The organism is Dongia sp. P2_B8, from assembly GCF_056404715.1.
This window is the reverse complement of the sequence record NZ_JBFUDM010000001.1, coordinates 568,840-589,827: the sequence shown is the minus strand read 5'-3', so window position 1 is coordinate 589,827 and position 20,988 is coordinate 568,840. Positions and strand designations below refer to the sequence as shown.

General features: G+C 60.6%; 18 protein-coding genes. 11 read left to right on the top strand and 7 right to left on the bottom strand.

All coding sequences use genetic code 11. The features are described from left to right. Positions 1 to 70: 70 nt before the first annotated feature. The gene (locus AC1DWZ_RS02600) at positions 71 to 364 is read left to right on the top strand and encodes a DUF1330 domain-containing protein (protein WP_477167303.1); all 294 of its coding nucleotides are present in this window, start codon (positions 71 to 73) and stop codon (positions 362 to 364) included. On the opposite strand, the gene AC1DWZ_RS02595 is transcribed toward AC1DWZ_RS02600, so the two are convergent. After that, on the bottom strand, positions 354 to 1,538 hold the full coding sequence (locus tag AC1DWZ_RS02595; protein WP_477167302.1) for an MFS transporter: 1,185 nt from the start codon (positions 1,536 to 1,538) through the stop codon (positions 354 to 356). The genes AC1DWZ_RS02600 and AC1DWZ_RS02595 overlap by 11 nt on opposite strands. Before the next feature lie 79 nt (positions 1,539 to 1,617). Here AC1DWZ_RS02595 and AC1DWZ_RS02590 point away from each other — a divergent pair, with 79 nt between their 5' ends. Further along, positions 1,618 to 2,115, top strand: coding sequence for an Lrp/AsnC family transcriptional regulator (locus AC1DWZ_RS02590; RefSeq protein WP_477167301.1), 498 nt, complete (start codon positions 1,618 to 1,620; stop codon positions 2,113 to 2,115). On the opposite strand, the gene AC1DWZ_RS02585 is transcribed toward AC1DWZ_RS02590, so the two are convergent. Beyond that, on the bottom strand, positions 2,087 to 2,872 hold the full coding sequence (locus AC1DWZ_RS02585) for an SDR family NAD(P)-dependent oxidoreductase (RefSeq protein WP_477167300.1): 786 nt from the start codon (positions 2,870 to 2,872) through the stop codon (positions 2,087 to 2,089). The genes AC1DWZ_RS02590 and AC1DWZ_RS02585 overlap by 29 nt on opposite strands. Before the next feature lie 304 nt (positions 2,873 to 3,176). Here AC1DWZ_RS02585 and AC1DWZ_RS02580 point away from each other — a divergent pair, with 304 nt between their 5' ends. After that, positions 3,177 to 4,259 (top strand): magnesium transporter CorA family protein, encoded by a 1,083-nt coding sequence (locus tag AC1DWZ_RS02580; RefSeq protein WP_477167299.1) that lies wholly within the window; start codon positions 3,177 to 3,179, stop codon positions 4,257 to 4,259. 101 nt (positions 4,260 to 4,360) lie between these two features. Here the strand turns inward: AC1DWZ_RS02580 and AC1DWZ_RS02575 are convergent, their stop codons facing one another. Continuing rightward, positions 4,361 to 4,519 (bottom strand): hypothetical protein, encoded by a 159-nt coding sequence (locus AC1DWZ_RS02575; RefSeq protein WP_477167298.1) that lies wholly within the window; start codon positions 4,517 to 4,519, stop codon positions 4,361 to 4,363. A 101-nt stretch (positions 4,520 to 4,620) separates the two neighbouring features. Between AC1DWZ_RS02575 and AC1DWZ_RS02570 the strand changes: the two genes are divergently transcribed. From AC1DWZ_RS02570 to AC1DWZ_RS02555, 4 genes are all read left to right on the top strand, one after another. Then, positions 4,621 to 5,985 carry an aspartate aminotransferase family protein gene (locus AC1DWZ_RS02570; RefSeq protein WP_477167297.1) on the top strand — a complete coding sequence of 455 codons (1,365 nt, stop codon included), beginning with the start codon at positions 4,621 to 4,623 and terminating at the stop codon, positions 5,983 to 5,985. Between the two features lie 32 nt (positions 5,986 to 6,017). After that, positions 6,018 to 7,400 (top strand): glutamine synthetase family protein, encoded by a 1,383-nt coding sequence (locus AC1DWZ_RS02565; RefSeq protein WP_477167296.1) that lies wholly within the window; start codon positions 6,018 to 6,020, stop codon positions 7,398 to 7,400. Positions 7,401 to 7,608: 208 nt separating this feature from the next. Then, positions 7,609 to 7,806: a hypothetical protein gene (locus AC1DWZ_RS02560; RefSeq protein ID WP_477167295.1), complete on the top strand. Its 198-nt coding sequence runs from the start codon at positions 7,609 to 7,611 to the stop codon at positions 7,804 to 7,806. 12 nt (positions 7,807 to 7,818) lie between these two features. Further along, on the top strand, positions 7,819 to 8,475 hold the full coding sequence (locus tag AC1DWZ_RS02555) for an O-methyltransferase (RefSeq protein WP_477167294.1): 657 nt from the start codon (positions 7,819 to 7,821) through the stop codon (positions 8,473 to 8,475). A gap of 7 nt (positions 8,476 to 8,482) precedes the next feature. On the opposite strand, the gene AC1DWZ_RS02550 is transcribed toward AC1DWZ_RS02555, so the two are convergent. Continuing rightward, positions 8,483 to 8,947, bottom strand: coding sequence for a DUF192 domain-containing protein (locus AC1DWZ_RS02550; RefSeq protein ID WP_477167293.1), 465 nt, complete (start codon positions 8,945 to 8,947; stop codon positions 8,483 to 8,485). 152 nt (positions 8,948 to 9,099) lie between these two features. Between AC1DWZ_RS02550 and AC1DWZ_RS02545 the strand changes: the two genes are divergently transcribed. The 4 genes from AC1DWZ_RS02545 to AC1DWZ_RS02530 all read left to right on the top strand — a co-directional run bounded on the left by AC1DWZ_RS02545 (position 9,100) and on the right by AC1DWZ_RS02530 (position 13,708). Continuing rightward, a complete protein-coding gene (locus AC1DWZ_RS02545) occupies positions 9,100 to 9,717 on the top strand; it encodes an SRPBCC family protein (RefSeq protein WP_477167292.1) in 618 nt (205 codons plus the stop codon). Between the two features lie 310 nt (positions 9,718 to 10,027). Continuing rightward, complete coding sequence (locus tag AC1DWZ_RS02540; RefSeq protein WP_477167291.1) at positions 10,028 to 10,507, top strand: (2Fe-2S)-binding protein; 480 nt, start codon at positions 10,028 to 10,030, stop codon at positions 10,505 to 10,507. Positions 10,508 to 10,510: 3 nt separating this feature from the next. After that, positions 10,511 to 12,898, top strand: coding sequence for a xanthine dehydrogenase family protein molybdopterin-binding subunit (locus tag AC1DWZ_RS02535; protein WP_477167290.1), 2,388 nt, complete (start codon positions 10,511 to 10,513; stop codon positions 12,896 to 12,898). A 12-nt stretch (positions 12,899 to 12,910) separates the two neighbouring features. Then, complete coding sequence (locus AC1DWZ_RS02530) at positions 12,911 to 13,708, top strand: FAD binding domain-containing protein (RefSeq protein ID WP_477167289.1); 798 nt, start codon at positions 12,911 to 12,913, stop codon at positions 13,706 to 13,708. Positions 13,709 to 13,768: 60 nt separating this feature from the next. On the opposite strand, the gene AC1DWZ_RS02525 is transcribed toward AC1DWZ_RS02530, so the two are convergent. The 3 genes from AC1DWZ_RS02525 to AC1DWZ_RS02515 form a co-directional block, all read right to left on the bottom strand. Further along, complete coding sequence (locus AC1DWZ_RS02525; RefSeq protein ID WP_477167288.1) at positions 13,769 to 15,862, bottom strand: methyl-accepting chemotaxis protein; 2,094 nt, start codon at positions 15,860 to 15,862, stop codon at positions 13,769 to 13,771. A 76-nt stretch (positions 15,863 to 15,938) separates the two neighbouring features. Further along, positions 15,939 to 17,612, bottom strand: a complete 1,674-nt coding sequence (locus tag AC1DWZ_RS02520; RefSeq protein ID WP_477167287.1) for a bifunctional metallophosphatase/5'-nucleotidase — start codon at positions 17,610 to 17,612, stop codon at positions 15,939 to 15,941. A gap of 29 nt (positions 17,613 to 17,641) precedes the next feature. Continuing rightward, positions 17,642 to 20,884: a YhdP family protein gene (locus AC1DWZ_RS02515; protein WP_477167286.1), complete on the bottom strand. Its 3,243-nt coding sequence runs from the start codon at positions 20,882 to 20,884 to the stop codon at positions 17,642 to 17,644. Positions 20,885 to 20,988: the final 104 nt, after the last annotated feature.

The following is a 20,988-nucleotide window of genomic DNA, read 5'->3' as shown; positions in this document are numbered from 1 at the left end:
AGTGGTTCACAATTCCTGTCAAATCACAAACTGTTGTGCCACCCGGCAATCACCCCCGATGGAGACAGAAATGCCAGCTTATTGCATCGTTTACGAACATATCGACGACCCGGAAATGTTCGAAACCTACCGCTCCCAGGTTATGCCAACGATTAACGCTTATGGCGGGCGCTTTGTCATTCGGGGCGGGAAATTTACCGTTCTGGAAGGCGAGATGCCCTTTGAGCGGATCGCCATGCTGGAATTTCCAACGCGCAAGGCGGCAGAAGACTGGTACCACTCGCCGGAATATCAGCGGATTCTGCCCTATCGCCTGAAGTCGACGCGCTGCCAGTTCCTGATCGTCGACGGGTTTACCGGCTGACGGCGACCTGCCGCTTCAGCAGCAGCGCCACCAGAAGAGCAGCGATCCATAATGTCGCCGCCGCCGCAAAGGAGACGGTGGCAAAACCCGCCTGTGCATAGACGGTGCCAAAGACGGCGCCGCCAAGGCCGACGGCTACATAGGTGATGAAGGAGAACAGCCCCATGGCCGTGCTGCGCGTGGCGGCTGGAGCAGAGCCGATGAAGGACACCAACACGTTCATGCACACATGATTGGCGAGGCCCCAGGCAAAGGGGAACATGATGACTGACCAGAAGGACTGCATGGCGAATGGCAACAGGACATAGTTGACGCCGACCGCGAACAGCGAGAACGCCATGATCCTTACCGGCCCCATGCGATCCAGCCAGCCATTGCACAGGATCGCCGCACCAAACCCGACACCATAGGAACAGGCGACGACACCGCCCAGCCAGGCTCCCGCTTGATGCAGGTGACGGACATGATCGCCGATGAAGGTATAGGTCTGATAGAAACCGATCATGTAGGCAAAGGTGGCGACCAGGCACAGCTTCATGCCCGGCACTTGAAAGACGTGCGCATAAGCAACGCGCTCGGTGGCGATTGTGCCGCTGCTGCGCGGGATCATGCCGACCAGCGCCACCATGCCTGCCGTGATGGCGGCAATCAGCGCAAAGGTACTGCGCCAATCGATGAGGTCGGCCAGGAACGCAGCCAGCGGGATGCCGCCCACCATCGCGATCGACCAGCCGAAAATGACCCGCCCCACGGCGCGCGAGCGCATCTCGGGCGGCGACAATTCCGCAGCCAGCCCATAGGTGGCTGGCAGAATGATGCCGGCGGCAAGGCCGGTGACGAACTGGCCGACCACCAGCACCCGCCAATCCCAAGCGGTCCCGCACAGGGCCAGGCTGAGGGCCATGGTGGCGAACGCGCATTGCATGGCCCGCGCCTTCCGCCATTGGCCAAGGCGCGGGGCGGCCAGCAGGGCAGCCAGCGCCACACCCACGCCATAGCCGCCCGTGGCGAAGCCGATCTCCCGCGGCGAGGCCTGCAAATCAGACGCAATATCAGGCAAAAGGGGCGACAGCATCAGCGCTTGGATGCCCACCGCTGCGATGGCGCACATCAAAATGGTCAGGCTGGCACTGGCCGATACGGGCGCCTTGGACATCATCGTCACATCAGACATTCTACCGAACCATGTAATATTTATATCGCCAAACTCGGTATCAGGTTAGATAATAGAGCGCAATCGACGAATTTTACGCATGAACCTTGTTCGAAAAGCCGACAAAATGGATGCAACCGACCGAAAACTGTTAGCCCTGCTGGCCGACGACGCCACCATCGCCTATCGCGACCTTGGGGAAAGACTCAGTCTCTCCGCCCCCTCGATCTTCGAACGTGTCAAAAAGCTGAAGGCGCAGGGGATCATCAAGCAGACCACGATCGCGATCGATGGTGGGGCCATCGGCCGGCCGCTCATGGCCTTCGTCCACGTGATGACCGAAGGGTGGGGCAAGACGCCGGAAATGATGGCGCTTGAGGACGATCCGAGGGTCGAGGAAATCCATGCCGTCGCGGGCGACACCTGCATGATCCTGAAAGTGCGCTGCGAAAGCACCCGCGCGCTGGAGGAACTGCTGAAGCGGATCTACGACATTCCCGGCACCAAGGGCACGCGCTCCTACATTGCCCTCAACACCTATCTTGAGCGCAATGTGCGGGCGGAGCTGGTCAGTAATAGCCTTCCGACGGTCCCTTGAATTCCTGGAGCGAATTGCCGCCATCGACCACGATCATCTGGCCCGTGATATAGGACGCACCTTCGCTGGCCAGGAAGGCTGCCGTGGCAGCGATTTCCGCCGGGCGGCCGGGCCTGCGGGCGGGGGTATGATTGCCGGCGACGATCTCCTCCTTCGAGGAAGAGCCGGTCTCGATCCAGCCCGGTGCCACCGCATTCACCGTGATGCCCTTGTCGGCAACCTCGATCGCCAGGGACCGTGTCAGGCCGACCATGGCGGCCTTGGCCGTGGAATATCGGGTGCTGCGCGGATTGGTGACAAGCGGGCCTGTGACCGAGGCGATGTTGACGATGCGGCCATATTGCCGGCGCAGCATCTGCGGCAGGATGGCCCGGCTGACGTGGAAGCAGGTGTTGAGGTTGATGTCCATCGAACGCAGCCATTCGTCAGGCGAGATCTTGTGAAAGAGCTTGGACTTTTCCGGCTTGCCGGTCTGGACCATGCCGGCATTGTTGACCAGGATATCGATCTTGCCGAGGGCCGCATTGACCTCGGCGACCAAATTCTCGGCCGCGGCGGGATCGGTCAAATCGGCGATCAGGGCAATATGCTGCCTCTTGTCCCCAAGATCCCGCAATCTTTCGTGGATGCGCTTGGTCGTTGACGTGATGGCAACCCGGGCGCCTGCGGCCGCCAGGGCCCGGGCCGTCGCAAAGCCGATCCCATCAGCACTGCCTGCTCCTGTTACCAGGGCGATCCGCCCTTTCAATGTCGTCATGGTAATCCCCCATCCCCCTGCGACATCGCTGCCGCACCTTTTCAATTGACAGCCTCAAGGACCAGTCCTACCACACCAAGGATTGGTGGGCACTATCCCCGGCCTGCCAAAACAAGGAATTGTCACATGAACCGGGCACAATCCACTGCCGCAGAGCCTCCTAGTACGCGCTCAAGCTGTGCGGCAAGGACCATCATCGACCCGGTCTCATCCGCAAGCACAGGTCCGCGCTAAGCGCCATCGCCTGTCCTTGCCGATGCCTTCGGGTTGAACGTCGTAATTCGTTTTACCCTCGGAGGCAGGAATGATCACCGCCTATGTCCACCAAGAAGGCTCCCTGAACAAGATTGTCGTGAGCGGTCTTGCAGCACGCCCTGTCGTGACCGATTTGCCGGCAGCCGACATGCTGCCCAGCCGCCTGCAGGAAGCTGCCGACCATGCTGTCGAGACGCTGCCGCGCGACGCCGTCTGGGTCGATCTGCTGGAGCCGACACCCACTGAAATTCATGCGGTCGAAACGGCCTTCGCGATCGAAGTACCGACGCGCGAGGAAATGCATGAAATCGAGGCCAGCAGCCGTCTCTATAGTGAAGGCGATAGCGTGGTGATGACGGTCCCGGTCCTCCATAAGGCCGCCACGGATCATCCGGAGAGCGGTGCTGTCACCTTCATCCTGACGCCAACCACCCTGATCACGGTACGGTTCGTCGATCCCCTGCCCTTCCCCGTCTTTGCCCGGCGCGCCTTGCGGCATCCCAACATCGCCGCCGGATCACAGCCGATCCTGCTTGGCCTGCTGGAAGGCATCGCCGATCGACTGGCCGACGTGCTGGAACTGGCGGCAGCCGACATGGAGCAGGTCTCGCGGGAAATTTTCTCCAAGCAGACCGGTGCCATGGGCGCAAGATCGCGCAGCAAGGGGACCAGCCCGCAGAAGAGCAGCAGCCTGCAGGAAGTCTTGCGACGCATTGGCCGCAATGGCGATCTCGCCACCAAGGCGCGGGACAGCTTGCTCGGCCTTAGCCGCGTGGTGCTCTTTCTCAATGCCCAGAACAATATGAAGAAGGACGCCAAGACGCGTCTCAAGACTTTGTCGCGCGATGTCGCCTCGATCGCCGATCACGCCACGTTCCTCGCCGGCAAGATCAACTTCCTACTCGACGCAACGCTAGGCCTGATCAACATCGAGCAGAACGCCATCATCAAGATCTTCACGGTGGCAGCCGTGGCTTTTCTGCCGCCGACCTTGATCGCAAGCATTTACGGCATGAATTTCGAAGACATGCCGGAACTGCATTGGCAACACGGCTATCTGGTCGCCATCGGCATGATGGTGCTCTCAGCGGTACTCCCCTTCTGGTATTTCCGCAAACGCGGCTGGTTGTGAGCCAAGCCGCGTTCGCGGCATTCTGAGCAATCACCGCCTTCGCGGTATTACGGGCGTTTACCGCCTTCGCGGTATTGCGGGCGTTTGCCGCCTTCGCGGTATTACGGGCGTTTACCGCCTTCGCGGTATTGCGGGCGTTTGCCGCCTTCGCGGTATTGCGGGCGTTTGCCGCCTTCGCGGTATTGCGGGCGTTTGCCGCCTTCGCGGTATTGCGGGCGTTTGCCGCCTTCGCGGCGGTGCAACAGCTCGTTTAGCCTCAAGGACTTAGGTCCGCCCCTTGCTATTCCCCCTGGGCAGTCGCTATCAATGGCGCCTCTTTGGCCCGGTCGTGGCCGCAGCAGAAGGACAGAGTGCACGCATCATGGAATTATCGGAAGCCGGCTTGCCGAAAGCGCAAGTCGAGGCAATGACAAAGCGAGAAACCGACCGCTACATCCAATCCAACCCGATTTCGCAACAGCTGGGCCAAGATGCCCGCGCTAATTGGATCAAGGGTGTACCGCATCATTGGATGCTGGATTGGTCGACTCCCTTTCCTCTCTTTGTCGCCGATGCCAAGGGTGCAACGCTCACCGACGCCGACGGTCATTTGTATGACGATTTCTGCCTGGGTGATACCGGATCGATGTTCGGCCACTCGCCGGAACCGGTGGCAAAGGCCATCGCAGCGCAGGCATCACACGGCCTCACCTATATGCTGCCGACCGAGGACATCGTCGCTGTCGGCAAGCTGCTCGAGCAGATGTTTGGTCTACCACTTTGGCAGGTGACGACGACCGCGACGGATGCCAATCGCTTCGTTATCCGCTGGTGCCGCGCCATCACCAGGCGCACCAAGGTGCTGGTCTTCCACGGCGCCTATCATGGTGCTGTCGACGACACGTTCGTACGCCTGAAGAACGGCAAAGCCATTCATCGACCCGGCCTCATCGGACAGGTCTATGACCTCACGACCCATACCAAGGTGGTCGAGTTCAATGATGTGGCGGCGCTGGAAGCGGCCCTCAAGGATCGCGACGTCGCCTGCGTCATTACGGAACCGGCGCTCACCAACATCGGCATGGTGCTGCCGCAACCGGGTTTCCTCGACGCACTGCAGGATCTTTGCCGCAGGACCGAAACCTTGCTGGTGATCGATGAGACGCACACGATTTCGACCGGTTATGGCGGCTATACCCGCACGCATAATCTGAAGCCGGACTTCCTCACGCTGGGCAAGCCCGTGGCCGGTGGATTGCCGACCGCCGTTTTCGGCTGCACTGCCGCGATTGCGGCTCGCATGCGCGCAGCAGAGCAGGAAGCAGGACCGGGCTATAGCGGCATGGGCACGACGCTCTCGGCCAACGCCCTGCAGTTCAAGGCGATGCGTGCCAATCTCGAACATGTCATGACACCGGCGGCTTACGACCATATGCTGCCGCTGTCGGAGAAACTTGCCCACGGCATCGAAGCGGAGATCCGCAAGCGCAATATCCCCTGGCATGTCTCCAATGTAGGTGCCCGCGCCGAGTTTGTCTGCGCACCCAACCGGCCGCGCAACGGGACCGAAGCGCAGGCCGCCATGCATGGTCCGGTGGAACTTGCAGTCCACCTCTATCTGCTCAATCGCGGCCTGTTGATCGCCCCGTTCCATAACATGACGCTGGTCAGTCCCGTGACGACGCCGGCGCAAGTGGAGCGGCTGATCGCGACGATTGGCCAATGTCTTGATGAACTGGCTGCCTGAATAGGCGCCGCTTTCCGTTTTTGGGGGTTACCATGGATATCAATGTCAACAGCATCGCCGAATGCGATGCCTTCCTTGCCGCGCATCCTGAGGTGAAGTTCGTCCAGATCTTCTTCACCAACCAGTCCGGCGTGCCGCGCGGCAAGAATCTGCTGCGCCAGGACATCCGGCCAATCTATGAATTTGCGCGCTTCCTGCCCGGCACCATGCTGGCGCTGGACATCACCGGCGAGGATGTCGAGGAATCCGGCCTGGTCTGGGCCGATGGCGACGCGGACCGGCTGGGTAAGCCCGCACCGGGCGGCCTCACCTTGGCCCCGTGGCTGGGTGATGATTTTGCCCAGATGATGCTGTCGGTCTATGAACTGGACGGGACACCTTGCGATGTCGACCCGCGCCACGTGCTGAAATCGGTAATCGACCGGTTCAAGGAGTTCAACCTTACGCCGGTCGTTGCCTGCGAGATGGAGTTCTATCCGATCGACCGGCAGCGCCGCGCCGACGGCACGCTGCAGCCACCGGCCTCCGCCGTGACTGGCAACCGGTCCTGGGACATCCAGGCCTATGGCCTGCGGGAGCTCGACGATTTCGAGCCCTTCTTCCGTGATGTCTACGCCATGGGCGAGACGATCGGCCTGCCGCTGGAATCCGCCATTTCGGAATATGCGCCGGGCCAGATGGAGCTGGGCCTCCGGCACCGCGCCGACGCGCTGCAGGCCTGCGACGAGGCGGTCAAATACAAGCGGCTGGTCAAGGGTGTCGCCGTCCGCCATGGCTTTGAAGCAACCTTCATGGCGAAGCCCAACAGCGACATCGCCGGATCAGGCATGCATCTGCATGTGAGCCTTGCCAATCCAGACGGCAGCAATGCCTTTGCCAGCGACGACCCGGCCGGTACGCCGCTCCTCCGCCAGGCAGTTGCCGGCATGCAGGCCATGTTGAACGAGTCGATGGCGATCTTCGCTCCGAACGCCAACTCCTATCGTCGTTTTCGGGCCAATTCCTATGCGCCGGTCGCCCCCACCTGGGGTATCAATAATAGAACGGTGAGCTTCCGCGTGCCCGCCGGTCCGGCAAAATCGCGCCATATCGAGCACCGGATCTGCGGCGCCGATGCCAACCCCTATCTGGCCGTCGCAGCCATGCTGGCCGCGATCCATTGGGGCCTGAAGCAGAAGCTCGATCCCGGTGCGCCGGTTGAGGGGAATGGCTACGCCAAGGCCCAGGAAATGGGCCTAACCATCCCCACCAACTGGCAGGCGGCGATCGACCTCTTCACCCAATCGTCCCGCATGAAGAGCTATTTCGGCGACCGTTTCCATCATGTTTTCGGAGCGGTCAAACAGGCTGAATATGACCGCTTCAACGCCCGGGTGACGGAACTCGATTACGCGTGGTATTTGCGCAACGCTTGAGCGGCTGCGAATTAAGGTCACAGCCGAGGCTCCACGCGACCTTGTTCGGGTCGGGTTCAGATGCTACGTTCCCGCCCGAATCAAGGTCATAGCTGCTAAGATCCCGGTGAGTCGGGGGGCCAAATCGGCCAGTGGCCGGCCACATCACGATCGCTGCCAGACGAGCGCTAAAGATATGGGCCTGTTCAGTTCTAAAAAAGACAATCGGGTGACGGTCGGCGCACGCTACAAGTCGGCCGATACAAACCTGATCACCTGGGAAGTGGCTTCGATCTTCAATGGCATCGACGGCACGCCCTATGCGCATATCTTTTGCATCCAGGATCAGTCGCGCCGCAAGACGGTGGCGCAGAGTTCACTGGAATCCGGCGTCCAATACGTCCGCTTGCCCAATCGCGTACCTTAAGCGCCCACACCCATGGGCAAGCAGCTTCAGGTCACTGAACGCCTTTATGACTATATCTTGCAGTTCGGCTTCAGGGACGATCCCCTGCTGAAGGCATTGCGCGAGGAAACGGGCAAATTGCCCGCCAGCATGATGCAGATTTCGCCCGAACAGGGCCAGTTCATGGCCCTGCTGGCCCAATTGATGGGCGTCCGCAAGGCAATCGAGATCGGCACCTTTACCGGCTATTCCAGCCTGTCAGTCGCCCGGGTGCTGCCCGCGGACGGGAAACTGGTGTGCTGCGACATCAGCGGGGCATACACCGCCGTCGCCCGGCGCTATTGGGCCAAGGCGGGGGTTGCCGACAAGATCGAGCTGCGCCTGGCACCGGCCCTGGAGACTTTGGCCGGCCTCAAGCAGACCGATGGTGCCAGCTTCGACATGGCCTTCATCGACGCGGACAAGACCAATTACCCGCATTATTACGAGGCGATCCTGGAGCTGCTGCGCCCGGGCGGCGTCCTTCTCATCGACAATGTGCTGTGGGGTGGCGATGTGGCCGACCCGGCAGCCAAGGACGCCGAAACCTTGGCGCTGCGCGAGCTGAACAGCTTTGTGGCCACGGACAGCCGCGTCGATTTCTGCCTGCTGCCGATCGCCGACGGGCTGACCATCGCCCGGAAGCGTTAACCCAAAGTCAGGGCGTCGGCGCGACCGGTTGCGGCGGCCATTCGACCAGATCGCCGGCTTTGATCCCGAGCTGCCCCGCCGACCCGCCCAGAATTTCCAGAACCGCCATCGCAGCCCCTTCCGAGCTGATTGGACTGGTATCGAAGGGCTTCGCCATCGCCGCGACATTCAGGATGCGGCCCTTCCCGTCGATGAAGATCATGTCGAGCGGCAAGGGCGTGTTCTTCATCCAGAACGCCACCGGCTTCTCGACCGGATACAGGAACAGCATGCCTTCATTGGCACCAAGATGTTCGCGAAACATCAACCCCTGGGCCCGCTCATCCGCCGTGTCGGCGATCTCGGCTTCGAATTTATAGGTGCTGCCACCGGCATGGATCAGTACCGGCACCTGGTCGGCGGCAAAAGCCGGCCAGCCAACAAGCACCAGCAAGCCGATCAGAATTATTCGCAACTGAAGAAAACGCCGCACGCGATCCTCACTGGCAGAGAGCTATTATGGAAGCGCTAGATTGCCGGGCCACCCTTGATTTGTCGATGCCTCCTCTTGATTTATGGCGCCCGTTGACAAGATGTGGCGGCCACGCCTCTATGTTGGCGTGATGTCAGGCAGGAGATCGCGTCATGGATATTTCCGGCGAATACCCGATCAAGGCACCCCGCGCCATTGTGTGGGCTGCACTCAACGACCCTGACATTCTTAAAGGCGCCATTGCCGGCTGCGAAGAACTGGTCCGCGATGGCGAAGGCTTCACGGCAACGGTGGTGGCCAAGGTTGGCCCCGTGAAGGCCAAGTTCGGCGGCCGCATCACCCTGTCCGATGTCGATCCGCCCAATGGCTATACCATCACCGGTGAAGGTCAAGGTGGCGCCGCCGGCTTCGCCAAGGGCAGCGCCAAGGTCGCGTTGACGGAAGATGGCAGCGGCGGCACGATCCTGAAATATTCCGCCGGCGCCCAGATCGGCGGCAAGCTGGCACAGATCGGATCGCGCCTGATCGAGGGCACCGCCAAAAAGATGGCGGATGATTTCTTCAGCGCCTTTGCCGCCGCCGTGGTGGCACAGCCGGGTGTTTCATCCGCCGAGACGGTCGTCGAGGGTGCCACAAACGCGCCGATGCCGGCTGCCATGGCAACTGCGACTGCGCCGGCCCAGGAACAAAAAGGCCTGCATCCCGCAATCTGGATCACTGGCCTGGTGGCGGTCGTCGGCGCCGGACTCTATTTCTTTGTGAAACGCTGACATTCACACTGCAATGTCGATACGCCGCCAAGATTAAAACATATGCGTGGCCGACGCATGTTTTGCACGATTTGGGCAGTGAATTCTGACGCATCGCAGCAATGACCACTTAATAGGCAGCACCCTTCAGCTGCCTGCGACAAAGCCGCTCGCCCGCGCGCTGAAAACCTATTCCCTGATTCTAGACCTTGACATTCAATTGGGCGCGCAAGCTTAATTCTCTCATCGATCTCGGCGACCGGATTTAAATCCGGCAAAACGCAAAAGGCAGCTAGTGGCGGCAAGCCACAGCAACTCAGGGAGGATCGTTATGCCCACCGTTAAGATGACGGTGAACGGCAAAGCTGTTTCGGCGGATGTCGAAGCGCGTACATTGCTCGTTCATTTTCTGCGCGACACACTCACCCTCACCGGCACCCATGTCGGCTGCGACACAGCACAATGCGGCGCCTGCACCGTGCATGTGAACGGCAATGCCGTGAAGTCCTGCAACGTTCTTGCCGTTCAGTTGGATGGCGCGCAGATCACCACCATCGAAGGTCTCGCCACCGGCGATACGCTGCACCCGATGCAGGAAGCCTTCCGCAATAATCATGGACTGCAGTGCGGCTTCTGCACGCCCGGCATGGTGATGAGCGCCATCGACCTGGTGCAGGGCAAAGCCAATCTCAGCGAAAGCGAAATTCGCGAAGGACTTGAAGGCAATATCTGTCGCTGTACCGGCTACCACAACATCGTCAAATCCGTGAAAGCGGGCGCTGAAGCGATGCAAGCCGGAAAAGGGAGATAAGCCATGGCTGACTCTGGACAAGCGACCGGCATCGGCCATTCTCCCAAGCGGAAAGAGGATTTCCGTTTCCTGACGGGCCGCGGCACCTATACCGACGACATCAACCGCAACGGCCAAACCTACGCCTACATCCTGCGCTCGCCCCATGCCCATGCCGAGATCGTCAAGATCGACACGGCCAAGGCGAAGGCGATGCCTGGCGTGGTCGCGATCTTCACCGGCGCCGACTATGACAAAGGCGGTGTGCCCTGCGGCTGGCAGATCCATAGCAAGGACGGCAGCCCGATGATCGAGCCGCCGCATTTCCCGCTGTGCAAGGACCGCGTCCGCCATGTCGGCGACCAGGTTGCCCTCATCATCGGTGAATCGCTGGCGCAGGCGCGCGATGCCGCCGAGGCAGTCGATGTCACCTACAAGGAATTGAAGGCGATCGTTTCGACGGGCGGCGCCGACAAGCCGGGCGCTGCGCAAGTGTGGCCGGATGCCAAGAACAACACTTGTTTCGACTGGCATATCGGCGATAAGGCGGCGGTGGATGCGGCCTTCGCCAAGGCTCACCACGTCACCAAGATCGACCTCATCAACCAGCGTCTGGCGCCCAATGCGATGGAGCCACGGGCGGCGGTGGGTGAGTATGACCGGGCGACCGGCGAGTACACGCTCTATACGACCAGCCAGAACCCGCACGTCATTCGGTTGCTGATGGGCGCGTTCGTGCTGCAAATTCCAGAACATAAGCTGCGCGTCGTGGCGCCGGATGTGGGTGGCGGCTTCGGGTCGAAGATCTTCCATTATTCCGAAGAAGCACTCGTCACCTGGGCGTCCGAGAAAGTGCGGCGGCCGATCAAATGGACGTCGGACCGGTCGGAAGCTTTCATCACCGATGCGCAGGGCCGCGATCATGTCAGCCATGCGGAACTGGCTCTCGACAAGGACGGCAAGTTCATCGGCTTGCGCGTCAATACCATCGCCAATATGGGCGCCTATCTTTCGACCTTCGCCCCCTGTGTGCCGACCTACCTGTCGGCAACGCTGCTCGCCGGCGTCTACACCACGCCAGCCATCTATGCCGAGGTGAAGGCAGTCTTCACCAATACCGTCGCGGTCGACGCCTATCGCGGCGCCGGCCGGCCGGAGACGACCTATCTCCTCGAGCGACTGGTGGAAAAGGCGGCGCGCGAGACCGGTATCGACCGCGTCGAATTGCGTCGCAAGAACTTCATTCCCAACGATGCGTTCCCCTACCAGACGCCAGTCGCCCTGCAATATGACAGCGGCGATTATGGCGCCACCCTCGACATCGCCTTGAAGCTTGGCGAATGGAGCGGGTTCGAGGCGCGGCGGGCGGAAGCCAAGACGCGTGGCAAGCTGCGTGGTATCGGCATCTCGACCTATCTCGAGGCCTGCGGTATCGCGCCATCGGCGGTCGTCGGGTCGCTAGGTGCCCGTGCCGGTCTCTATGAATGCGGCTCCATCCGCGTGCATCCGACAGGCTCCGTCACGGTCTTTACCGGGACGCATAGCCACGGCCAGGGTCACGAGACGACCTTTGCGCAGCTGGTCTCGGATACGCTCGGCGTGCCGTTCGACAGCGTCGAAGTCAGCCATGGCGATACCAACAAGATTCCCTTCGGCATGGGAACCTATGGCTCGCGCTCGCTGGCGGTCGGCGGCTCGGCCATCGTCAAGGCGATGGACAAGATCATCACCAAGGCGCGGCGCATCGCCGCCCATCTGATGGAAGCCTCGGTGGCCGACATCGACTTCAAAAACGGTGAGTTCACCGTGAAGGGGACCGACAAGAAGGTGACCTTCGGACAGGTCGCGTTGACGGCCTATGTGCCGCACAACTACCCGATCACGGAGCTGGAACCTGGGTTGGAAGAGACGGCATTCTACGATCCTCTCAACTTCACCTATCCGGGCGGTACGCATATCTGCGAGGTCGAAATCGATCCGGAGACGGGCGTCACCCAGGTACTGAAGTTCACGGCGGTCGACGATATCGGCCGGGTCATCAATCCGATGATCGTGGAAGGCCAGGTGCACGGTGGCGTCGTCCAGGGCATCGGTCAGGCCCTGCTGGAAAACTGCAGCTATGATGAGGTGACGGGGCAGCTCCTCACCGGCTCCTACATGGATTACACCATGCCGCGCGCCGACGATGTGCCCAACATCACGGTGGCCAACCACGCAACCATGTGCACACACAATCCCTTGGGTTCGAAGGGTGTCGGCGAAGTGGGTGCCATCGGCTCACCGCCGGCAGTGATCAATGCCGTCCTTGATGCGCTGTTGCCGGTGGGCGTCACCGACATTTCGATGCCGGCGACCCCCCACAAGGTGTGGCAGGCCATTCAATCCGCCGGCAAAGCCAAAGCGGCAGAGTAAGGGAGGAAGCACATGCATAATTTCGCATTCCACAAACCGGGCTCTGTCGCTGACGCAGTGAAGGTGATCGGCGGTGCCAGTGACGGCAAGATCATCGCCGGTGGCCAGACCTTGCTGCCGACATTGCGGCAACGCCTCGCTGAACCCAGCGATCTCATTGATCTCGGTGCGATCGCCGATCTCAAGGGGATCAAGGTGGAAGGTGACGGTGTTACCATCGGCGCCATGACCACCCATGCCGAGGTGGCGAGCTCTGCGGCCGTGCAAGGTGCCATCCCTGCCCTCGCACACCTTGCCAGCCTGATCGGCGACCGGCAGGTACGGCGCCGCGGGACCATCGGCGGCTCGGTCGCCAATGACGACCCGGCGGCAGACTATCCCGCCGCCGTGCTCGGCCTCGGTGCCACAGTGCGGACCAACAAGCGCGAAATCAAAGCCGACGATTTCTTCCAAGGCATCTTCACGACAGCCCTGGAGGATGGTGAGATCATCACGGCGATCCATTTCCCAAAACCGGAAAAAGCCGCTTACGAGAAGTTCGTGCAGCCGGCCTCGCGCTTTGCCTTGGTGGGCGTTTTTGTTGCCAAGACCAAGGGTGGCGTGCGCGTTGCGGTGACCGGCGCCGGCCAGGAAGGCGTGTTCCGGGCCAAGGAAGTTGAAGCAGCTCTTGGTGCCAATTTCAGTGCCGATGCCGCCAAGGGTGCCAAAGTTTCGGCCGATAGCCTCAACAGCGACCTCCACGGTTCAGCCGCCTATCGCGCTCATCTGGTGAGCGTATTGGCGGGGCGGGCAGTCGCTGCGGCAAAATAGGGATTTTCCTCCGACCAAGCGGAAGCGGGCGGGACCTAGGTCCCGCCCGTTTTCTTTGGATCAGCTGGCACGCACCTTGGCGATGAACGCGTCCACTTCGCGCCGCAGCGATTCCGACTGCCGCGACAATTCAGACGAGGCGCCAAGGACCTCGCCGGCGGCACCACCAACTTCATTGGCGGCCTGATTGACGCCGCTGATATTGCGAGCCACTTCGTCGACGCCAGAGGCTGCCTGCTGGGCATTGTTGGAGATTTCCTGCGTTGCGGCCGATTGCTCCTCAACCGCGGCAGCGATACCCGAGGCGATCTCATTGATCCGGGCAATGGTGGACCGGATGTGCCCCATGGCGCTTGCTGCCGACCGCGTTACCTGCTGCATGCCGCTGATCTGGACTGAGATGTCCTCCGTCGCCTTGGCGGTTTGGCTAGCCAGATTCTTGACTTCGGACGCCACCACGGCAAAGCCCTTGCCTGCCTCGCCAGCGCGGGCGGCCTCGATCGTCGCATTGAGCGCCAGCAGGTTCGTCTGACTGGCAATGTCGTTGATAAGCTGGACGATGCCGCCGATCTTTTCCGCCGCCACAGCGAGACTCTCAACCGTTTCGCCGGTTTGGGCAGCTTCATCGACCGCCGATTTCGCCACGGTCGAACTGTCTGCAACCTGCCGGCTGATCTCAGTGATCGAGGAGGAAAGTTCCTCTGCCGCCGCGGCCACCGTCGTCACATTGGCCGAAGCCTGGGTGGTCGCCGCCGCTACCGCCGTCGATTGGCGGGTGGCTTCTTCCGCGGTGCCGGACATGGACGTGGCGCTCGATTGCAATTCCGTTGCCGCAGACGACACACCTTCGACCACACCCTTGATCGCGGCTTCGAAGCCGTCGGCAAGGTCCAGCATGGCCTTGCGCCGCTCATCGGTGATGCGTTGCTCCGAGGCCTTCTGTTCTTCGCGCAACCGATCGACCTCGATCAACTTCTCCTTGAAGAAATCGATCGCGCGCGCCATGACACCGAGCTCGTCTCGCCGGGCTGTCAACGGAACATCAAGCGCCGTATTGCCACCAGCCAACCCCTCGACCGCGCCGGTAAGAGCGCGCACCGGCTTCACGGCGAGATAGCGGACCAGGAAGGCAACGATGATGCCCAGCGCCAGGACGATGACCGCCGCGACGATCAGCACTGTGTTGGTCAGCGCATTGACCGGCGCCTGCATCTTGTCCTGGGGCAGATTGACCATGACCGACCAGCGGTCGGTCGAGAGGCCAGCCGTCACCGGCATGAAGATGCGCGTGACATCGGTATCCAGCGATTTCGAATGATCCGCCATCTCCAGACGCTCACCACCCTTGATCGCGGCGAGCGCACCGCTAAGTGTATCGGATGTCTCGCTGATCGGCTTGCCGAGTGCCTCGACATTGCTATAAGCAGCCCATAGACCGCCGTTCGAAATGAGCGACACTGAGCCGGTCTCAAACGGTGTCATCTTGCCGAGCAGGCCATTGAGGCCCTCAAGCAGCAGATCGATCCCGGCCACACCAATGACCTTGCCATCGACGATAACCGGCACCGCAGCGCTGGTCATCAGCACGTCCTTGCCGTTGACCTTGTAGAGATAGGGTTCCAGCAATTGTTCCTGACCACTGTTACGGGCCAGAAGATAGTAGTCACCGGCCCCCGGCGTTTCGTAGTCGGTCAGTGCCGTCAAGCTCGCGCCGTCGCCGTCCCGCGCTATGTAAGGAACGAAGCGGCCGGTCGCATCATGTCCTTCCGCCGACACAAAACTGGCATCCTGCCCGTCAAAGGCATTGGGTTCGAAAGCGACCCAAGTGGCCAGCAGGTTCGGATTGTCGGCCAGCAATTTGCGCAAGGATGCAAGAACACTGGCGCGGCTGGCGGATTTGCCATCGATCTGTCCAACGACGTTCGCAGCCGTCGCACGGGCGGACGCGAAAGCGCCCGCAATCACGTTCTCGACCTTGTCGGTGGCCGACGTTGCCACCGCTACGCCCAGATCGTTGCTGAGCTTGCTCACGGTCGCGCTGCTTTGCGACACTGTTACCCAGGTGGATAGGCCGAGGCCAAAAAGAAGGGCTGCCAGGATCGGCAGCAGTATTTTTATAGCCAGCGAGCCGCCGGAAGAACCTTTGGTTATCACGGTGTTTCACTCCCCTGAAACAATATTTATTACAGGGAATGTCCGCCTTAACCCTTAATAAGTCATGAATATGACCCTACGACCGCCGACAGACGCGTCCGGCGGGTGCTGCTGGGAAGCTCCCGGCCTTTCCGGCAACGTAATCGCGAAAAGCTTCGAGATCACCACCGCCCTGCACCAGATGCCGGCCTTCTTTGAGAATTTCGAACCGGTCGCCGCCTCCACTCAGGAAATTGTTCACCGCAATCCGGTAGGTGGCGTTCGGATCGATCAACTTGCCATTGATCTGCATGGTTTCCGTCAGGATCCTGTCGCCTTCTGCCCGCTGATCGTCATAGCAATAGGCAAAACCTTGCGAGATCTGCAGGATGCGCGGCTTGCGATCTTCCGGCTGGCCGACCCATTGCTGTTCCAGCAACAGCTTCAACTGTGCGCCAGTAACGTCCATCGCAACCAGATTATTGCCGAAAGGCTGCACGGCGAAAAGATCGCTGAGGCTGACCGATAGCCCCTTGGTGGGATCGCTGGGCAGGTCCTGGCGAATGCCGCCAGGATTGGTAAGCGCGATCACGGCACCAAGATCCTTGGCCGCGGCCAGTTGAGCATCCGCAATCACGTCGCCCAGGGCGGATTCTCCTGTCGCATCTCCTTTGCGTGAGAGGGCCGCCTGCAGGGTCGCCACCTTCTGCGCGCGCATGGGCGCCGTTGCCACGTCAGCGCTCTTCAATTCCGCAAGGATCGCTGGATCCGGCGTGAGGTCGTGCGTGACAGGAAGATTCCGCGCTGACATGGCCACGATATCGCCACTGCTGGGATCGAGCGAAAGATCGATGACGCTCAGCATCCGCCCATAATTGCCAGCCTGCGTTACGAGCCGGCCATTGAGGTGGCATGCATAGCTTTGGTGCGTATGCCCTGAAATGAACAGATCAATCTCCGGGTTGGCCTTGGCAACGATATCATTGAGCGCACCGTCGACACCGACGCAGTTTCCGCCATCGAGAGATACATCGGCGTTGGCGGTCGACCCTTCATGAAGAACAGCAACAATCGCCCGCACGCCTTTTGCTTTGAGTTCATCAGCATATCTGTTCAGCGTCTCGGCCTCGTCAAGGAAGGTCAGGCCGGCAACGCCGCTTGCCGCGACGATACTTGGCGTCTCTGTCGTCACCACACCGATAAAGGCGATCTCGACACCGTCAAATTCCTTCACGACATAGGGTGCGAATAGCGGCTTGCCACTGCTGGCATCGACGACGTTCGCCGCCATATATTGGAAAGCCGCACCCTTGAAGCGACCGTCAGGGCAAAAAAGGAGCGTAGCGCAGTCGCCTATCGATTTGCGTATCAGTTCGCTACGGCCATAGTCGAATTCGTGATTGCCAACGACGTTGAGGTCGAGCCGCATGCTGTTCATGATGCGTATGGTGGGCTCGTCCTTGAGCAGGGCCGATAACATCGGACTTGCCCCCGTAAGATCGCCGGCACTGACCAGCAGATTGTTGGGATGGCCGGCACGCTGCTGCGCCACCAGGCTCGAAAGATAGGCAGCACCCCCCGCCTCAACCATCTCTTCCTTGCCATCCTTGATGACAGTGACCCGACCTGGACTGGGATCAGCGGACTGGATGTTGCCGTGAAAATCATTGAAGGCCAGCAGCCGCAGTGGAATGGGCGCGGCATGCTGATCGACATCAGCACAACCCAAAACGAACAACGCAATACCCACAAGAAAGTGATGCTGTCGCATGACTCTGTCTCCTTGGATCTGCCGTTCCGTCAGTTATTGTTGTGCATCTCGTCCGGCGCCTTGGTTCCTGGCGTCTTCGGTTTCGCCGGCACCGTACCGTCACCCTCATCATCGTCAGGAAGCTCTGTACCATCGTCGGTAAAGAGATCGCGGACGAAGCCCGGCGCCAGGGCGGACCATTCATTGACGTCGATCTTGGGCTCTTCGAGATTGCCGGTAATGGCGTAGGTGGCGGCAAACAGTCCTTCACCCTCACCGCCCTGAATGATGGGCCCAATGAGCGGAATGTTGCCGAGCACGCTGTTGATCGCGTAGGCCGGTACCAGGGTCCCCTTGAGATTGATCATATTGCGATCGAGATCCACCTGCCCCTGCGCGGTCATGCCAACCGACGGTCCCGCACTGCGAAATTTCTTCAGCTCGATGTTTCCGCGTGTCTTCGTGAAACGGCCCTCGGCGCCACCGAACAGGAAGCCCTCGCCGGTCACGGCATCAACCACACCGGTAATCGTGGCAACAGTCAGGAAACGTGCAACAAAGGGTGTGTTGATGACGCGGAATGATGACATGGCAATTTTGCCGCGCAGCGGCCGCCAGGGCTGATTGTCTTTCACCGTGCCGGTAATCGACAGTGTCCCGCCCTTGATGGAGTCATAAAGACCCAACACGCGCAACGCCGCGCCGCCATCCTTGGTCGAAATGGTGAGTCCGTGCTGCCCCGCCTTGGAGGGGCGATAGTCGAAGATAATCGGCTCGCCGCTCGGCAGTGCCGCCTGGAAACTGACGACATCCCACCAATAAGGGTCGTGGATCGCTTCGATCGTCGCATTGGTCAACTCGCGCCCAGGTCCAAGGCGGAGGTTGGCCAACTGGCCCTTCAGTGTGAAAGGACGCTGCTGTTCGGGACCTGTCTCGGCCAGTTCTTCCGGTGTCAGCGTGGTGCTGTCGCCACCCATCCACGGTTCGGCATCCAATGTGCCGCCGCTCACGGTGACCAAGGTCCAACCCTGCTTCAGCTCCGCGTCAAAGCCAACAAGATGCGACGTGCCGATCTTGAGGTCCGGCAGCGTCACGCGGGATATGGATCCGTCGGCAGCGAATTGCAGGGCGCCACCCGTGACCAAGTCTGCAGTGCCAATCATGAAATGCGGCATGGCCACCGGCTTGTCGTTCATCATTTCCAGGGTCAGTTCGGCACGCCCCGGCACCGCCGCCGCCTTGCGCCATTTGGCGGCCGGCACATCAAGGATGGCGTTGGTAAGGTCAAAGGCACCGTCAAGTGTCGCCCGGCCACCCGGAAACTTGGTGTAGGTCACATCGCACTGACAGCTGCCTTCGACCCAAGGCCGGTAGTCGAAGCCGAGGGACGCCAATTGTTCGGACGTGGCCGCGCCATTGACGTGGAGCTTTTCGTCAAATGCAGCATCGTCTGAAAATGTCTGACTCCAATCGAGCACGATGGGCATTTCAGCAAACCTGATCGGCCCGGTGATGTTCATGCCCTTTTCATCGAGATTGAGCTTCAGCACACCTTGCGTCACATCCTTGCCGAAGCGGATCTTGGCGATCTTGACGTCGTTCAATTCTGCCGCGACCTTGACCTTCACTTCCGCGAAAGTGAGCTTCTTGGCTGCCGGGAAATCGAACAGGATATTCGCTGTAGCCGAGCCGCCGGCTGTCTTGGGATCGATGCCGAGTTTCTTGGCGTATCCCAGCCGCGGATGATCGAGCAGTTCCAGCGCATCCTTCAATGGAGCTGCAACATCGCCACCTATTTTGATGAACTGATCCTCGACATCGAGGCCGGTAATCACCAGATCACCGCCCTTCACCTTGATGTTGCCGACTTCGCCACTGATGATCTTGGCACGAAACGTCTTGGCATCGAACTCGGCCGTTGCCACACCCTTGGTGATCGGCGGCATCGGCCGCAGATAATGCACGGTCATGTCGCTGGTCTTCAGGATGCCTTTCAGAGCTTCAACCTTGGCTCCCGTGGCATCGAGCGGCAGGCGCAAGGCCAAATCCGCGCTGGCCTCATCGACCATGCCGTCTGGAATATTCGGCACCACCCAGGCGCGGGTATCGCTGGCGACAGTTTCCGGCCAATAGGGATCGAGCAATGTTGCCGGCAATTGCGTGACCTTGACGCTGGCGTTCAGCAACGGCGCCAGCCCGTCCTTGGCCTTGCCGCTGAAGGCACCTTGCCAATCAGCCTTCGCCGTGATCTTCGGCCCGCCGATGTCGAGATCAAGCGCGTTGATCGACATGATATCATTGTGACGATCCAGCCTGCCCGTGACCGACAGGCTGGTAACCGGAATCGGCATTTTTGTCAGGCTGGGCAGATCGAGCGCGCCGGCACCGCTGAGCAAGACAAAGTCTACCTGTCCGATATCGCCAAGATGATCACTGGCAATCTGGATCGATGTTTGCACTTTGGCGGTCACGGCGAGGTCGGCTGTCGACAGTTCCGCAAGTGCCGGCTCGACCAACCCCAGAGAGGAGAGCTGGAGCGAGCCTACGGTCGCATCGATGCCGAGCTTGTCGGTATCGCGGCGATAGTTCAGTTTGGCGCTGACGATCGCCGGATCGCCGAATTGCGGCAGTGCTGCGAACAGATCGCCCACCAACCCGCCGACGTCGCGCCGTGCCTCGGCACCAAAATTGTCAGCCTGCCAGGTCAGTCCGGTGACATGGTCGATGATCTGGACGCTGCCGTTGAGAATGGCTGCTGAGGTGAGATAGCCGGTCGGCTTGGAGCGGTCGGGCGGCTCCAGCATATCACCGGCGAGCAGCATGAGCGCTTCGAAGCTGCCGTCGGAATCCTTGGTCGATGGCGCACTGGTGACGCCGCCTGGACCAAAGGCCAGCGAACCGTCGGCATTGCGGATCAAGGTGAGCTTGGGACCGATGATTTCGATCTTGGACGGCGCGACCAACCCCTTGAGGAGCGCGCGCGCACTGAAGGTGATGGAGACTTCCGGCAGATTGGCAAGTTCGCGCCCATCGAGATCGCGGACCCGCAGGCCGATTGCCCGGACATCGAGAGCGCGGTCCCAACCGGCCCAGGTCAGCACGGTATCGTCGATGGCAATCCGATAGGGTTGATCGGCCCGGATCAGCGCCTGTTCGACATAGGTGGACAGAAAGCGCAGGTGGACTGGCCCTTCCTGCGTCAATCGCCAGGTCAAGAATGCAAGAATAATGGCGGCGCCCGCCAAGGCAGCCCCGAGAATTTCGAGAGTAATCTTTGTCGTTCGACGAATCACGCGCGGTCAGCTCCGGTCAGCATGCGGTACGGCCTGTAACAACGTCTGGCTGCAACAACACCTGCTAATGCCAACGGTTTCCATGCAAGAATCCAACCATTGAC